Source organism: Sulfitobacter sp. F26169L (assembly GCF_026410285.1).
In the GTDB taxonomy this organism is placed as follows: Bacteria; Pseudomonadota; Alphaproteobacteria; order Rhodobacterales; family Rhodobacteraceae; genus Sulfitobacter.
Window position 1 is genome coordinate 516,420 of the sequence record NZ_JAPMLP010000002.1, and the last position, 15,213, is coordinate 531,632.

Here is a 15,213-nt window from a genome sequence, read left to right on the forward strand (position 1 = left end):
TGACGTACCTCGGGGTGCCTTAGGCTGAGATGTACATCTGTACAGACCCGTAGAACCTGAACCGGTTAACACCGGCGGAGGGAAGGTCTGGACATTCTCCAACGCTTTCTGACGCCGCAATTTGGAGGATGCTATGAAGTATCTCACGTTTGCGACTGCAACTCTGGCTGCCACAACGGCCATGGCTGAAACGCCTGAACTTGTTGTGTACACCTACGACAGTTTTGTTTCCGAGTGGGGCCCGGGTCCTGCGATTGAAAAAGCGTTTGAAGAGGTTTGCGCCTGTGATCTCAGGCTGGTGGGCTTGGGGGACGGCGCAGCGCTTCTGGCGCGGCTGAAGCTGGAGGGCGCGCGCTCGGACGCGGACGTGGTGATGGGGCTTGATACAGCGCTGATCGCTGCGGCACAGGAAACAGGGCTGTTTCAGGAAACGGATATAGTTGCGGACTACGCTCTTCCGGTTGAATGGACCGACCCTGTATTTGCACCCTACGACTGGGGCTATTTTGCGTTTGTTCACAATAAAGACGTAACACCGCCGGCAAATTTCAAAGCGCTGGGCGAGAGTGATCTGAAAATCGTGATTCAGGATCCGCGCTCGTCAACACCGGGATTGGGCCTGCTGATGTGGGTCAAGAATGCTTATCGTGATGAGGCGCCTGCGATCTGGGAGGCAATGGCTGATAATGTGGTCACGGTGACCAAGGGCTGGTCAGAGGCATACGGCCTGTTTCTGGAAGGCGAGGCAGACATGGTGCTGAGCTATACCACCTCTCCGGCGTATCACCTGATCGCCGAGGAAGACGACAGCAAGGCGGCCGCCATTTTTGACGAAGGCCACTATATGCAGATCGAGGTCATGGGCAGGCTGGCAGGCTCTGATCAACCTGAACTTGCCGCAGAATTTTTGAAATTCATGGTGTCTGATGCGGCGCAAACGATACTGCCGACAACCAACTGGATGTATCCCGCAGTGACGCCTGATGCGGGTCTGCCCAAGGGCTTCGAGACGCTGACGGTGCCTGAAAAAGCGTTGCACGTTGATGTGCAAAACGTTCCGGCACTTCGTGAGGAAGCATTGGCCGAATGGCTCAAAGCGCTCTCGCAATAAGCCGCAAGACAGGGATCAGCGCGGCGCTTTTGGTGCTGGCGCTGATCGTCCTGGCGCTGGGCGCAGTGATCAGTCGTGCAGAGACTGGCGCAGGCTTGGGCGCTGCCGACTGGGCGGCGATCCGGTTTACAGTGTTGCAGGCGCTATGGTCATCGGGTTTGTCGGTGTTGTTGGCGGTGCCCGTAGCGCGCGCCCTGGCGCGACGGCGGTTTTTTGGGCGCGGGGCACTGGTGACCTTGCTGGGAGCACCTTTCATCCTGCCGGTGATCGTCGCAGTGTTGGGTCTGCTGGCGGTTTTCGGGCGCAGCGGCTGGCTGAATACGGCGCTGGAGGCCGCAGGTTTGCCCGCCGTGTCGATCTACGGGTTTCACGGTGTTGTGCTGGCGCATGTGTTTTTCAACATGCCTCTGGCAACGCGACTGCTGTTGATGGGATGGCAGAATATCCCGTCTGAACGGTTTCGCCTTGCTGCACAAATCCGCCTGACACCACGTGCGATGTTTCGCGCTGTGGAGTGGCCGATGCTGATGCAGGTGGTTCCCGGTGCGCTGGCCCTGGTGTTTGTGATCTGTCTGACCAGTTTTGCTGTGGCGCTGACGCTGGGTGGCGGCCCGCGTGCCACGACAATCGAATTGGCGATCTATCAGGCGTTCCGTTTCGATTTTGATCTGGGCCGTGCGGCGCTGTTGTCTGTCGTGCAACTGGTGCTTGCGGGTGGCATGGCGCTGTTGGTGTTGCGGCTTGTTCCCGACATAACGCTTGGCGGCGGGTTGGACAGGATGATGCCCCGTTGGGATGCACGTGGCGGGGTGCAGAGGATTGTTGATACAATCGTGATCGTGTTGGCGGCGCTGTTCTTGCTGGTGCCTCTGGTGGCCGTCGTTTGGCGTGGTGTGCAAGGTTGGGCGCAGATGCCGGCGCAGGTTTATCACGCGGCGGGTATCTCGATTATGGTGGCGATTGCCAGCATCGCTGTGCTGCTTGGCCTTGCACTGCCGATGGCGGGGTGGATCGCAGCCCGCAAGGCAGACGGGGGGGAGGCGATCGGCCTGCTGGGTTTGTCCGCGTCGCCGCTGATGATCGGGACAGGCTGGTTCATTGTAATCAACCCTGTCGCCGATCCGTTTGATTTTGCGCTGGTGGTTACGATGCTGGTGAATGCGATGATGGCGCTGCCCTTTGCGTTGCGCATATTGGTGCCGCCCATGCGGGACGCGGTGCGGCAATACGGACGGCTAAGCCTGATGCTGGACGTGCAAGGCTGGCGTTTGTGGCGCGTCGTACTGCTGCCGCGGTTGCGCGCCCCGATCGGATATGCCGCAGGTCTGACAGGCGCACTGTCGATGGGTGATCTGGGTGTGATTGCACTGTTCGCCGATCCTGATCGTGTGACACTGCCGTTGCAGATGGTGCGGCTGATGGGGGCCTACCGCATGGATGCGGCGGCAGGCGCAGCGCTGTTGCTTCTGGCGCTCAGCCTCGGGATATTCTGGATATGCGACAAGGGAGGGCGCTGGCGTGCTGAAGCTTGATGATGCGCTAATTGTGCAGGATGATTTTCGCCTGGAAGCTGATTTCACGCTGGAGGCAGGGCGCAAATACGCGGTGATTGGCCCGTCCGGTGCGGGCAAATCCACGCTGCTGGGGGCGCTTTGCGGGTTTATCCCGCTTGCGCGCGGGGTGATGCTCTGGAACGGGCAAGACATCACAAACACCTCTCCGGCTGTGCGGCCCATGACGATGCTGTTTCAGGACAATAACCTGTTTCCGCATCTGACGGTTTTGCAAAATGTCGGCTTGGGACTTCGCCCTGATCTGGGAATGAACGCAGCCGAGCGCGCAAAGGTCGAAGCCGCGCTGGAGCAGGTCGATCTGGCAGCATTTGCGCAGGCCAAACCCGGAAATCTGTCAGGTGGACAACAAAGCCGCGCGGCGCTGGCGCGGGTGCTGGTGCAAGCGCGCCCTCTGGTGCTACTGGACGAACCGTTTGCCGCTTTGGGGCCGGCGCTGCGCAACGAAATGCTGGATCTGGTGCAGGATATGGCGGCCCAAACGGGTGCCGCGCTGTTGATGGTCACACACGCGCCGGATGATGTACGCCGCATCGCGGACGAAGTAATTTTTGTCGAAGGGGGGCGCGCCCATGCGCCACGTCTGGCGGCAGCGTTGATGGATAATCCACCGCCGGAGTTGCGCGCATATCTGGGCTAGGCCGTGATAGCCAATGCAGCGCGCGCGGCCTCGCGACCTTTTTCGATGAAATGCGCGCGGTAAATTGTGTTGTGATGATCGGTTTCCTGATATTGGTGCGGGGTGAGGGATACCGACAACACGGGCACACCTGTATCAAGTCCGACACGCATCAGCCCGTCCACCACAGCTGCGGCGACAAAATCATGGCGGTATATGCCACCATCCACCACAAAAGCGGCGCAAATTATTGCGTCGTAGTTTCCGGTTTTGGCCAGTTGCTGCGCCTTTAGGGGCATTTCAAATGCGCCGGGTACATCGAACACGTCCGTTTGCGCATCGGGTGTGCCTTCCACAAATCCGTCATAGGCGCGATCTACAATTTCAGCATGCCACTGTGCTTTGACAAAGGCGAAGCGGGCGGGGGTGTCTGTCATTGGTTTTCTCCTTAAGGTTCGACACGTCCACCCAAGGCGATTACAGAATTTCAGCCGCACCTTACCGGTGCTGCCGCTATCCTGCATTCTCTTCCATCCGGACTATCACCGTCGGCTCCGGCATCTCACCGGATCTGCTTGTCCCGCCGCCTCTCGAAGAAAGGTCGGCAGCGCTCGCGGGCTTGGAGGGACCCTCCATACCGCCGGTGGGGAGTTTCACCCCGCCCTGAGAACAGGTGCAGATTGCCAAGCAACGCATACCTCTGCAATAGCTTATCACATCACATTTTCAGGAGGGCGCGATGCACCCCAATCCGGTTTTCCATGATGCCGATACCGCCCGCAACCTTGGCTATGCACGCGAACGGGGGTTCGGTGTGCTGGCGCTGAATGGCGATGATGGCCCGCACATCAGCCACGTGCCGTTTTTGCTGTCTGATGACGGCACAAGCGCGGATTTGCATCTGGTCCGCTCCAACCCCATCGCGCGGCTGGGGTCAGGGCCGCACAAGGCCAGGATTATCGTATCAGGGCCGGACAGTTACGTGTCGCCCGACTGGTACGGTGTGGAGGATCAGGTGCCCACGTGGAATTATATCGCGGTACATCTGACAGGAACGCTGGAGCGTTTGCCGCAAGAGGCCATGCGCGACATGCTGGACCGTCAGTCCGCCGCATATGAGACGCAGCTATCGCCGAAAACAGCTTGGACCACGGCAAAGATGACGCCGGAAGTTTTGGAAAAGATGATGCGTATGATCGTGCCTTTCCGCTTTGCAGTGGCGGGTGTGGATGGAACATGGAAGCTGGGCCAGAATAAGCCCGAGGCGGTACGCCTTGCGGCGGCGCAGCAACTGGGGGACAGCGGAATCGGCAGTGAAACGGCGGAAATCGCAGCCATGATGCGCGCGCTTGACCACACCTAATCTGCGGTTGCCAAATCCGCTGGCGCTGTAAAGAGTAACTCCAGATCAACGCTCTCAAAGGAATCCGGCCATGAAACTCTATTACGCCCCGACCTCACCTTACGTGCGCAAAGTGATGATCCTGCTCGAAGAGACAGGACAGCGGGATGATGTTGAACTGATTGACGTGGCAACCACACCAATCGCAGCTGATTCCTCTTTGCTGGCGAAAAACCCGCTCGCCAAAGTCCCCGCGCTTGAGCGTCCTGACGGGCCGACGCTGTATGATAGCCGCGTTATCACCGCCTATCTTGATGCGCGTGGCGGTGACAAGCTGTACCCGACGGGCGCGCGCCGCTGGGATACGCTGACGCTGGAGGCCACAGCAGATGGTATTCTGGATGCCGCATTGCTGATGACCTATGAAGCGCGCCTGCGCCCCGAAGACAAACGGATGCCGGAATGGGTTGAAGGACAGTGGGACAAGATCGCGCGCAGCGTCGGTGCGCTGAATACCCGCTGGATGAGCCATCTTCAGGCGCCTCTTGATATGGGCCAGATCGCGGTCGCTTGCGCGTTGGCCTATGTCGACTTCCGCCATGATGCGCGGGAGTGGCGCAAGGGCAACGACGGGCTGGCAGAGTGGTTTAAAAATTTCGAATCGCGCGCGTCGATGAAGTCAACGGTGCCTCCTGCGGGTTAAATCGTGTAAAAGGTGACCAAATTGCGGGTGATTTTATCGCAGTGCGACCCTTTGCGCGTCTAAACCATCTGGACGACTCCTGTACTGCAAGTTAGATACCAAACCAATATTCGGCGCCTGAGGACCAGTGCGTCTGGATTCCTGTTTGCCGCCGAGCGGCCTAATTATGGAGAAACCGACGTGTCACACGCTGATGATATCGAAGGCAACCGGAGGGATTTCCTCTATTACGCGACAGCCGGCACAGGCGCGGTAGCAGTTGGTGCTGCTGTCTGGCCGCTGGTCAACCAGATGAACCCGTCTGCCGACGTGCTGGCGCTTTCTTCTATCCGTGTTGATGTGTCCGGTGTTGAGGCCGGATCACAATTGACGGTCAAATGGCTGGGTAAGCCTGTTTTCATCCGTCGTCGCACCGCAGAAGACATCGAACAGGGTCGCGCTGTCGATCTGTCCGATCTGCCCGATCCGGTTGCCCAGAACGAAAACATCGGTGTAGCGCCTGCGCTGGATGAAAACCGTACGCTGGACGAAGCGGGCGAGTGGTTGGTGATGATGGGTGTGTGTACGCACCTTGGTTGCGTGCCAATCGGCGACGGCGCTGGTGATTTCGGCGGCTGGTTCTGCCCGTGTCACGGATCGCACTACGATACGGCGGGTCGCATCCGCAAAGGCCCCGCGCCGACGAACCTGCCTGTACCGGTTGCAGAGTTCATCGACGAAACCACAATTAAACTCGGTTAAAGGAAGCAACACATGTCAGGAATTCCTCACGACCTTTATGAGCCGACGACAAAAGGCGAAAAGTGGATTCATTCCCGCCTGCCGATCGTTGGCCTGCTGTACGACACGCTGATGATCCCAACGCCAAAGAACCTGAACTGGATGTGGATCTGGGGCATTGTTCTGACGTTCTGTCTGGCGCTGCAAATTGTAACAGGCATCGTTCTGGCGATGCATTATACACCGCATGTCGACATGGCGTTCGCTTCGGTTGAACATATCATGCGTAACGTGAACGGCGGCTATATGCTGCGGTACATGCACGCAAACGGCGCGTCGCTGTTCTTTATTGCGGTCTATGCACATATTTTCCGTGGCCTTTACTACGGCTCTTACAAAGCGCCCCGTGAAATCACATGGATCATCGGCATGATCATCTATCTACTGATGATGGCGACCGCGTTCATGGGCTACGTGCTTCCTTGGGGGCAGATGTCCTTCTGGGGCGCGACTGTGATCACGGGTCTGTTTGGTGCGGTGCCATTTGTTGGTGAAGCGATCCAGACATTGCTCTTGGGCGGTCCGGCGGTTGATAACGCCACGTTGAACCGCTTCTTCTCGCTGCACTATCTTCTGCCTTTCGTGATTGCGGGTCTTGTGATCCTGCACATCTGGGCATTCCACAGCACAGGCAACAACAACCCGACCGGCGTTGAAGTGCGCCGGACCTCCAAAGAAGAAGCAGAGAAAGACACACTGCCGTTCTGGCCCTACTTTGTGATCAAAGACCTGTTTGCATTGGCCGTGATCCTTGTTGTGTTCTTTGCGGTGGTCGGCTTTATGCCGAACTATCTCGGCCACGCCGATAACTACATCGAAGCAAACCCGCTGGTGACACCTGCGCACATCGTTCCCGAATGGTATTTCCTGCCGTTCTACGCAATTCTGCGCGCGTTCACTTCTGATGTTTGGGTTGTGATTATCGCTGAAACGCTGACCGGCGGCATCGTCGACGCCAAGTTCTTTGGTGTACTGGCCATGTTCGGTGCGATTGCAGTTATGGCCGCGGTGCCATGGCTCGACACAAGCCGTGTGCGTTCAGGGCGGTATCGTCCGATGTTCAAGTGGTGGTTCGGCCTCTTGGTGATCGACTTTTTCGCGCTGATGTGGCTGGGTGCCATGCCCGCAGAAGAGCCGTTTGCAACCTTCTCGCTCATCGCTTCGGCATACTGGTTTGCTTACTTCCTCGTGATCCTTCCATTGCTGGGTGTCTTCGAGAAACCCGATGCACAGCCTGAAACAATCGAAGCGGACTTTGACGCGCATTACGCGCCCAAAGTAGGCGGCACCTCTACAATCGTGAACCCCGCGGAGTAAATTGAGATGAACATGATCAAAGCAACACTCCTCTCCGCCGTATTGGCGCTGACAGCTCCTGCCGCGTTTGCGGCAGGCGGTGGCAATGAACACAAGGTACCGAATATCGACTTTTCGTTTGACGGTCCTTTTGGATCCTATGACGTTAACCAGCTTCAGCGTGGGCTTCAGATTTACACGGACGTTTGTGCATCGTGCCATGGTCTGAAGTTTGTGCCACTGCGTACACTTGGTGATGAAGGCGGCCCGCAGCTGCCGGAAGAACAGGTGATTGAGTATTCCAAGCAGTTTGAAGTATTCGATGCCGATCTGGATGATTTCCGCGAAGCAACTCCGGTTGATCACTTCCCGAATTCAGCGCTTGAAAACGCGCCTGATTTGTCCCTGATGGCGAAAAAGCGTGCCGGTTTCCACGGGCCTTACGGCTTGGGCATCAACCAGTTGCTGAAAGGTACTGGCGGCGCGGAATACATCGCGGCACTGCTGCACGGTTATACCGGTGAAGAAAAGGAAGAAGCGGGCACAACGCTTTACGAAAACAAGTACTTCCCAGGTGGCTGGCTCGCGATGGCGCCCCCGTTGTATGATGAAGCGGTGGAATTTGCTGACGGGCACGCCAATACCGTCGAAGCAATGTCGGAAGATGTTGCCGCGTTCCTGATGTGGACAGCAGAGCCCAAGATGGGTGCGCGCAAGCAGGCCGGTTTCGCCGGTGTGCTGTTCCTGACACTGCTTTCCGTCCTGCTGTATCTGACCAACAAGCGCATTTGGGCACGTGTAAAGCACAAGCACTAAGCCAAAGCGATAAAACTGAAAACGCCCGTAGCTTACGCTGCGGGCGTTTCTTATTCTGCCGGTGGCTTCAGGCGGTAAGGTGTGTCCCGCTGTGCCCGTTGATAACGGTTGAAACGATTGTACCTTCCACTTGCGGCGTCTGGAATTGCACCTCTGTAAATTGCTGTGTGCGGCCCATATGCGGGTTTTCCATTAGTACCTGATGGGTCTGCCCAACTTGGGCGGACAGATGCTTTTGCACCTGCACATCTCCCGCGGCGCGTAGTTGGGCAGCGCGGGTTTTGATCGTGGCACCGTTCACGGCGGGCATACGCGCGGCTGGCGTGCCTTCGCGCGCGGAGTAGGGGAAAACATGCAGCCACGTCAGGTCACACTCTGCCACCAACTTCAGCGCGTTCTCAAACATCGCATCCGTTTCTGTTGGAAAGCCGGCAATTATATCAGCCCCAAATGTCATGTCGGGGCGCAGCTTGCGCGCTTGGGTGCAAAATTCAATCGCATCGCCGCGCAGGTGCCGCCGCTTCATACGTTTCAGAATCATGTCATCGCCGTGTTGCAGTGACAGATGAAGGTGCGGCATCAGACGCGGCTCGGTGGCGATGGCCTGCATCAGGTTTTCATCCACTTCGATCGAGTCGATGGAGCTGATTCGCAGGCGCGGTAAATCCGGCACCAGCCGCAAAATGCGCATCACCAAATCGCCCAATCTAGGCGTGGCGGGCAGGTCTGCGCCCCACGATGTCAAGTCCACACCTGTCAGCACAACTTCGTTAAAACCCTTGTCGAACAGCCGCTTGATCTGGTCCACTACAACCCCTGCAGGGACCGAGCGTGAATTGCCGCGCCCGTAGGGGATAATGCAGAACGTACAGCGATGATCGCAGCCATTTTGCACCTGCACATAGGCGCGGCTGCGGGTGCCAAAGCCGTCAATCAGATGTCCTGCAGTTTCGGTCACCGACATGATGTCATCCACTTGCAGGGCTTCGGTTTCACCGATGAAATCGGCGGCAAGACCCTGCCAGGTTTCGCCCAGCATCTTTTCGGTGTTGCCGATGACGGCATCCACTTCGGGCATGGCCGTAAATGTCGCGGGTTCTGTCTGCGCGGCACAGCCGGTAACAATCAGCCGCGCATCGGGGTTTGCCTTGCGCAGCTTGCGAATGTCCTGCCGTGCCTTTCGCACAGCCTCTGCCGTGACGGCACAGGTGTTCACAACCACCGCGTTCTTCAGCCCCGCTTCACCTGCCAGTTCTTTCATGGCTTCCAGTTCGTACTGGTTCAGGCGGCAACCGTGGTTGGAAAAGACAGGGGCGCTCATGTTGCACTCGCGATAAATTCGGGGGTGAGGGTGCCATCGGCCACGTGCATTGTCGGTCCGGTCATCCAGACCCCGTCATCGCGCCATTCAACGGCAAGTGTTCCGCCATCCAGATCAATGCGCACTGCACGTCCTGTCAGGCCACGTCTGGCTGCTGCAACGGCGGTAGCGCAGGAAGAGGAGCCGGACGCGAGCGTTATCCCCACACCACGTTCCCACACCCGCATGCGGATGCGGTCGGGGCCGGTGATCTGCGCAATCTGTACATTGGTTCGCTGGGGATATAACGGATGATGCTCGTGCGCGGCGCCAAACGCGGCAAGGTCAACACCTTCGACGTCGTCCACGAAAAAGGTGCAATGCGGATTGCCCATGCCAGTGGCAACCGGCGCGCCATCAATGGGCAGGGCCAGCGTGTCCATCTGTTCCGCGAGCGGAATTTCATGCCAGACCAGTTGCGGCTGCCCCATATTCACGGAGGTGAGGCGATTACCGGCATCCTTGGCAAACAAATCACCCCGATCCGTAGTGAGGTGAAGCGATTCTGTGCCAAGCTCATCCATGAGGTGGCGCGCAATACAGCGCGTGGCGTTGCCACACGCGCCTGAGGTAGAGCCGTCTGCATTATAGAATGTCAGATGCGCATCCCCTGATCCTTTCGCGATCACGGCCAGTTGGTCAAAGCCGATTCCTTTCTGACGGTGCGCAATTGCACGGATCAATCCCTCAGACAGGGGCATTTCATGCTCGCGGGCGTCGAAAACGACAAAGTCGTTTCCAAGTCCGTGCATTTTCATAAACGGCAAAGGAGAAGGGGAAATAAGGCTCATTGAGGGCATATAGCGGTAGCGCATGATTTATTCCAGCAGTGTGAATGAATTTCGTGCGTTATGGGGGTTGACCCGTAACGCACAGCTTTCTAAACACCGCGACAGTGGGCCTGTAGCTCAGTTGGTAGAGCAACTGACTTTTAATCAGTAGGTCTCCGGTTCGAACCCGGACGGGCTCACCATTTTTCTCCGATGTATAATCTGGTAGAAGGATCGTGGATGGGTGGTTTCCCTCCAGTTGCTGTGGGGAACCTCCTCGGGGTTCGCAGCCGCCAGATATTCTTCGCGGGGGATGCTCACGGTTCCGCTAAGGCCGGGCAGATCTATATCCACGTCATTCAATCTGGAAACAGCCGCATCAATAGCATGGATGACAGCATCGGGATTGTGCGCTTTTGATGTCATCAACGGTAGCTCGCGTGTAGGCGATCCCAATTCCGGACCTCTCAGATTCGGTGAAAAGAATCGTATTTCGACATTGTGCGCCAAGAAACGGCATCCAGCGCGGCAACATTTACACGCCCGTCGGCAACTGCGCACGCTGCGCCGACAGGCCCGTTTGTCGGTGTTCGATTTTCAAACCAGAAGCCGAAAGCGTTTAGCTATTGGTAAGGTGGCGCGTGACGAGATTGGGAGAATGCCTAATGATACGCAAGCTTGGCATCACGAAATCGGTCAAGCGTCTGGCGGCTGTTATCCGATGTGACCAACTGCGCGCTTTTGTAGTATCCGGCGCCCCATCCCTCGACAGCGTAATCAAGCGTGGGACCAGTTCCACCTTGCCATGTCGCCACAGCCGGTATGGCATCCCGCAGTTCTGGATCAGCAAGAGGTCGGGATGGCTCCAAACAGAAAACTATTCAGCTTTCTCTGGCAGGCGAGCGGGAGCGTTGATATCTTCCACGCGAAGAGCATAGCGGATCAGATGCCAAAACCTGTTGTGCCCATTCGCATGTTGTGGACGGATGGTACCATTAAGCTCACGCCTAAACCCCGCCCAAAGTTTCCTTTATTCAGCAGAGTGCGTGCAGGCAAACGGTGTCATGGTTACAACAGTTCTGACTAGTGATTTCAGCAGCAGACTTTTGGTTTGATGTTCAGGCGCTGAGGAATGCTTCTATCGGCTGAATTTTGAGCGTGAAATCGCTTGTTTTTTGAAGCAGGGGGAATGACGCTGCAATTCTCCCAGTCTATTGAAACGTGGCGGATCAGCGCATGACTTCAGATTGAAGTATTTTCAAATTCTACATCTGAAGCTGCACCATCTCCATCAGGATCGAATTGCTGTCCCTTATCTCGTTTTCATAAAATATTTCAATTAAATCAGGTGTTTGAGATTTCAAAAGGTCTTCTTATGTTGAGGGGAATGCGTAGAAAATAAAGGTCGTTGCTCAATCGAGCGCTGAAGGATTTATATCTGGATCACGACTTCCCCCACTTCTGGTTAGCTCGAAAATGAAGGCAATTGATCGGATATCGTCAGCGTAGGACATGGCAGCGGCTAAATCGCCTATACCTATCGCGGATAGGTTGCTAATAGTTCATTAAAAATAAGCAGAAAACTGAGCAATATCCGCTCCCTTTGTCTTGGAAGCGGCGGTGTCAAGAAAGAGGTCGAGCGAATGCTGGATGCAATTTGGCGAAACTCCGATGGGAATTTCGATGCTTCCGAACGCGGGCTGACCTGCTCGCTTTTCCGATCCCCCACCGAAATCCGGCCTGCACCCTGCCGGACATTTGTCTCTTCAGACACACTTAATCTAGGCGCGTTGTAATGATCAAAACAGTTACGTTGAAATCCGATAGTTCCACCACCCAGGTAAGTGGCACGACAGAGCTACAACTGGATGCACCCAGTGTTGTAACGCTCGGCTTCGGGCCGGAAGAGGTGGCGCGTTTTGACAAGGTCGGGAGCGATCTGGTGTTGCTGCTGAAAGACGGAAGCAAGGTAACCATCGCCAACTTTTTCGGCACTTTCGAAGACGGACGCAACGACATCGTGTTCATAGACGAAAACGAGGTCGTCTGGTGGGGTCAGTACACAGAGCCATGGGATTGTTTCCAGATTGCCGAGATCGAGCATGACCTGTTGGTGCCCCCGCTCTGGGTTGCAGGTATGTCACCGATTTTGGGCGTGATCTCCGGTGCAGGGCTGATTGCGGCAATTGCAGGTAGTAACGGTGACACCGACCCGCCGATTGTTATTGAACCGCCGGTTGTGGATGAAAACACCGCGCCGGTCGCGCGCGACGATGCGGATACCGTTGTCGAAGCCGGTGTTGCCGATGGTGGCAACCAGCCCGATGGCGGCACGCCCCAGACGCAAGGTAATGTGCTGGCGAACGATACCGATGCGGATGGTGACCCCCTCACCGTAACCGGCGTTCAGGCCGGCGATATTGACGGTGTGGTAGGATCCGCTTTGGAGGGTGAGTTCGGCACATTGGTGCTGAATTCCGATGGCAGCTATACCTATGTTCTGAATAATGATCTGAGCGCGACACAGTCGCTTGGTGCGGGTGATAACGGCACCGAGGTCTTCACGTATACAGTTGGCGATGGAAACGGCGGCACGGATACCGCGACGCTGACAATAAACGTTCAGGGAACAAACGATTTACCCGCGATCAATGGCGCAGAAGCAGGCGCGGTTCAGGAGGACGGTGCGCTTACCACCGGCGGCCAATTGGGCGTAAGTGATGTTGATCTGGGCGACACACATACATGGGCGATCGTCGGTGACAGCGCTGGTACATTCGGCACCTTCAGCGTTGATGCGTCCGGTGCATGGACATACCAAGTTAACAATGATCTGGACGCGGTTCAGGGGCTGGCTGTTGGTGAAACGCTGACCGATACTGTCACAATTCGTGTGACTGATGCTGCCGGTGGCTGGGCCGAGCAAACCGTGACCGTTACAATTTCCGGTTCAAATGATACGCCTGTTATCGATAGCGACGCGTCGGCGTTGAACGGGTCGCTGATTGAGGGCGTAGATGGCTCGCCTCTGGAAAATTCTCAGGAACTGGTTGCAAGCGGAACAATCCGTTTCACCGGTGACGCTGGCGGCTTCACCGCAACAGCAGAGCCTGTTGTCAACGATGGTTCGTACCTTGGCTCTATTGAGCTTCTTCCGCCAGTTGACGACGTTGTCGACTGGACATTCACGGTTGACGATGCAGCACTGGATAGCTTGCCCGAAGGCGCCACACTGACCCAGAAATATCTGGTTACGGTCACCGATGCCAATGGCGATCTGGCACGTGAAATCATCACCATCACGCTGGTAGGTCGCAACGACAGTCCCATCGCCGGAGATGATACCTCCCTGATTTCTGTCGGTCAGACGGCGTCGAAAGACGTCCTCGCAAACGATACCGACATTGACGAAGGCGAAACTGCTAACTTGGTGGTCACCCATGTTGACGGTCAACCAATCAGTGTTGGCGCTCCTGTCACTCTCGGTGATGGTAGCGGTACGGTTTCCATTGATGAAAACGGCCATTTGTCGTTTGAACCTGCGCCGGGCTTTACCGGCGATGTTGTAGTCTCCTACACGGTGGATGACGGAAGCGGCACAGATACCTCTCGCGCAACTGGTGACTGGACTATCAATGTTGTCAACGCAATCATCACGGATGATGCAAGCGTTGCGGATCCCGATGTCAAAGACGGTGTTCTGGCCACAATCGATGATCTTCAAAATGTTGCGATCACGGGACGGGTGCCCACCGGTGGGTCGGTGACCGCGATCACAGTGACTGATGGCACAAACACAGTCTCCATTCCGTTGGAACAAGTCACGATAAACCCTGATGGTACCTATATCCTGGCCGCCGATCTGGGCGGTCTGGATGACGGGGTGCTGACTGTTGATGTCGCGCTGGAAGACGCGCAAGGAAATACCGTTGTCACAACTGATACAATCCTGAAGGACACAGGAACAAAGGTGTCCATTGATCCGGTCACTGTTATCGACGGTGCCGTTCCGACAATTACGGGGCAGGCACAGCCGGGAGATACGGTTGTTCTCACAATCGACGGGGGCGATCCTGTCGAAGTGAATGTCGGGCCGGATGGAACATGGAGCTATTCACCAGAAACGCCGTTAAGCCCGTCAGAAGTCACGTTCATTGCGACAGCGACGGATCCCTTCGGAAACGTAGCGACCGATACGCGCAAGGTTGCAGGACTGGTTCCAGAAGATCAGCAGCCCAATGCACCGCACGATATTGCAGTAAGCGAATCCGGTTTGCCCACTGGTACCGACCCCCAATCGGGCACGGATCGCATACAGTCTTCCCTGAACGTCGGCACTACCGAAGGCAATTTTGTACAGGTTAGCCTATCCGGCACTCCCCTTACCCTGGAACAGCTGCTAAATATCGATTCCGCTTCAATTCCCGATATTCAAACGCCTTACGGTAGTCTGACGGTCACAGGATATAATCCCGAAACTGGTGATATTTCCTTTATTTACAGGCTTGATGAAAACACCCTCCTTCACGCAAGCACCTCCGGCGATTCGTTGACCGACACGATTGAAGTGGCCGTAGTCGATGCCGATGGCGATACCCGCATTTCAAATCTGGTTGTCGCGATCGCTGATGATGTGCCGGCCATAACGATCAATGCTGATGCACCTCCTGGTCTTACAACGTCTGATGCGGCGCTAGGGATGGTTGTGTCGCAGGGGTTTGCGGATCTGTTTGATGTGGAGATGGGCGCGGATGGCGCGGCGGCAACGACTCCTTTGTTGTACAGTCTACAGGTTGGCACAGCAGGAGTTAACAGCGGGTTGACGGATATGGCGAGCGGCGATCC

General features: G+C 56.4%; 14 protein-coding genes, 1 tRNA gene and 2 riboswitches. Of the genes, 11 read left to right on the forward strand and 4 right to left on the reverse strand.

Annotated elements, in window-relative coordinates; genetic code table 11:
- Positions 1 to 100: riboswitch (TPP riboswitch) on the forward strand.
- A 33-nt stretch (positions 101 to 133) separates the two neighbouring features.
- The 3 genes from thiB to OS189_RS06705 are packed head-to-tail and all read left to right on the forward strand — an operon-like array spanning position 134 to position 3,322.
- Positions 134 to 1,111, forward strand: a complete 978-nt coding sequence (gene thiB, locus OS189_RS06695) for a thiamine ABC transporter substrate binding subunit (protein WP_267166514.1) — start codon at positions 134 to 136, stop codon at positions 1,109 to 1,111.
- A complete protein-coding gene (locus OS189_RS06700) occupies positions 1,087 to 2,643 on the forward strand; it encodes a thiamine/thiamine pyrophosphate ABC transporter permease ThiP (protein ID WP_267166515.1) in 1,557 nt (518 codons plus the stop codon). Before thiB ends, OS189_RS06700 begins: the two co-directional genes overlap by 25 nt.
- Positions 2,630 to 3,322, forward strand: coding sequence for a thiamine ABC transporter ATP-binding protein (locus OS189_RS06705; RefSeq protein ID WP_267166516.1), 693 nt, complete (start codon positions 2,630 to 2,632; stop codon positions 3,320 to 3,322). Before OS189_RS06700 ends, OS189_RS06705 begins: the two co-directional genes overlap by 14 nt.
- On the opposite strand, the gene OS189_RS06710 is transcribed toward OS189_RS06705, so the two are convergent.
- Positions 3,319 to 3,738, reverse strand: coding sequence for a 6,7-dimethyl-8-ribityllumazine synthase (locus OS189_RS06710; RefSeq protein WP_267166517.1), 420 nt, complete (start codon positions 3,736 to 3,738; stop codon positions 3,319 to 3,321). The genes OS189_RS06705 and OS189_RS06710 overlap by 4 nt on opposite strands.
- An 81-nt stretch (positions 3,739 to 3,819) precedes the next feature.
- Positions 3,820 to 3,976: riboswitch (FMN riboswitch) on the reverse strand.
- A gap of 64 nt (positions 3,977 to 4,040) precedes the next feature.
- Between OS189_RS06710 and OS189_RS06715 the strand changes: the two genes are divergently transcribed.
- The 5 genes from OS189_RS06715 to OS189_RS06735 all read left to right on the forward strand — a co-directional run bounded on the left by OS189_RS06715 (position 4,041) and on the right by OS189_RS06735 (position 8,238).
- Positions 4,041 to 4,664, forward strand: coding sequence for an FMN-binding negative transcriptional regulator (locus OS189_RS06715; protein ID WP_267166518.1), 624 nt, complete (start codon positions 4,041 to 4,043; stop codon positions 4,662 to 4,664).
- A gap of 70 nt (positions 4,665 to 4,734) precedes the next feature.
- Positions 4,735 to 5,346, forward strand: a complete 612-nt coding sequence (locus tag OS189_RS06720) for a glutathione S-transferase (RefSeq protein ID WP_267166519.1) — start codon at positions 4,735 to 4,737, stop codon at positions 5,344 to 5,346.
- 180 nt (positions 5,347 to 5,526) lie between these two features.
- Positions 5,527 to 6,087 (forward strand): ubiquinol-cytochrome c reductase iron-sulfur subunit, encoded by a 561-nt coding sequence (petA, locus tag OS189_RS06725; RefSeq protein ID WP_267166520.1) that lies wholly within the window; start codon positions 5,527 to 5,529, stop codon positions 6,085 to 6,087.
- A 12-nt stretch (positions 6,088 to 6,099) separates the two neighbouring features.
- Positions 6,100 to 7,443: a cytochrome b gene (gene petB / locus OS189_RS06730; protein WP_267166521.1), complete on the forward strand. Its 1,344-nt coding sequence runs from the start codon at positions 6,100 to 6,102 to the stop codon at positions 7,441 to 7,443.
- A gap of 12 nt (positions 7,444 to 7,455) precedes the next feature.
- The gene (locus tag OS189_RS06735; RefSeq protein WP_267166545.1) at positions 7,456 to 8,238 is read left to right on the forward strand and encodes a cytochrome c1; all 783 of its coding nucleotides are present in this window, start codon (positions 7,456 to 7,458) and stop codon (positions 8,236 to 8,238) included.
- 67 nt (positions 8,239 to 8,305) lie between these two features.
- Here OS189_RS06735 and mtaB read toward each other — a convergent pair whose 3' ends face one another.
- Together mtaB and dapF are read right to left on the reverse strand one after the other, a co-directional pair.
- Positions 8,306 to 9,559: a tRNA (N(6)-L-threonylcarbamoyladenosine(37)-C(2))-methylthiotransferase MtaB gene (gene mtaB / locus OS189_RS06740; protein ID WP_267166522.1), complete on the reverse strand. Its 1,254-nt coding sequence runs from the start codon at positions 9,557 to 9,559 to the stop codon at positions 8,306 to 8,308.
- Positions 9,556 to 10,398 (reverse strand): diaminopimelate epimerase, encoded by an 843-nt coding sequence (dapF, locus tag OS189_RS06745; RefSeq protein WP_267166546.1) that lies wholly within the window; start codon positions 10,396 to 10,398, stop codon positions 9,556 to 9,558. The genes mtaB and dapF overlap by 4 nt, the downstream gene beginning before the upstream one ends.
- 97 nt (positions 10,399 to 10,495) lie before the next feature.
- Between dapF and OS189_RS06750 the strand changes: the two genes are divergently transcribed.
- Positions 10,496 to 10,571 (forward strand) — tRNA-Lys (locus OS189_RS06750).
- A 37-nt stretch (positions 10,572 to 10,608) separates the two neighbouring features.
- A complete protein-coding gene (locus OS189_RS06755) occupies positions 10,609 to 10,788 on the forward strand; it encodes a hypothetical protein (protein WP_267166523.1) in 180 nt (59 codons plus the stop codon).
- 242 nt (positions 10,789 to 11,030) lie between these two features.
- On the opposite strand, the gene OS189_RS06760 is transcribed toward OS189_RS06755, so the two are convergent.
- Entirely contained in the window at positions 11,031 to 11,183 is a 153-nt protein-coding gene (locus tag OS189_RS06760) for a hypothetical protein (RefSeq protein ID WP_267166524.1), read from the reverse strand.
- Positions 11,184 to 12,163: 980 nt separating this feature from the next.
- Between OS189_RS06760 and OS189_RS06765 the strand changes: the two genes are divergently transcribed.
- Positions 12,164 to 15,213 (forward strand): cadherin-like domain-containing protein (locus OS189_RS06765; protein ID WP_267166525.1); only part of this gene is annotated, 3,050 nt, incomplete at its 3' end.

Bases quoted from the DNA above. Each gene is read 5' to 3' on its own strand.
- thiB (WP_267166514.1), top strand. From the start codon at position 134: ATGAAGTATCTCACGTTTGCGACTGCAACTCTGGCTGCCACAACGGCC.
- OS189_RS06700 (WP_267166515.1), top strand. From the start codon at position 1,087: ATGGCTCAAAGCGCTCTCGCAATAAGCCGCAAGACAGGGATCAGCGCG.
- OS189_RS06710 (WP_267166517.1), bottom strand. From the start codon at position 3,738: ATGACAGACACCCCCGCCCGCTTCGCCTTTGTCAAAGCACAGTGGCAT.
- OS189_RS06715 (WP_267166518.1), top strand. From the start codon at position 4,041: ATGCACCCCAATCCGGTTTTCCATGATGCCGATACCGCCCGCAACCTT.
- OS189_RS06720 (WP_267166519.1), top strand. From the start codon at position 4,735: ATGAAACTCTATTACGCCCCGACCTCACCTTACGTGCGCAAAGTGATG.
- petB (WP_267166521.1), top strand. From the start codon at position 6,100: ATGTCAGGAATTCCTCACGACCTTTATGAGCCGACGACAAAAGGCGAA.
- OS189_RS06735 (WP_267166545.1), top strand. From the start codon at position 7,456: ATGATCAAAGCAACACTCCTCTCCGCCGTATTGGCGCTGACAGCTCCT.
- mtaB (WP_267166522.1), bottom strand. From the start codon at position 9,559: ATGAGCGCCCCTGTCTTTTCCAACCACGGTTGCCGCCTGAACCAGTAC.
- dapF (WP_267166546.1), bottom strand. From the start codon at position 10,398: ATGCCCTCAATGAGCCTTATTTCCCCTTCTCCTTTGCCGTTTATGAAA.
- OS189_RS06755 (WP_267166523.1), top strand. From the start codon at position 10,609: ATGGGTGGTTTCCCTCCAGTTGCTGTGGGGAACCTCCTCGGGGTTCGC.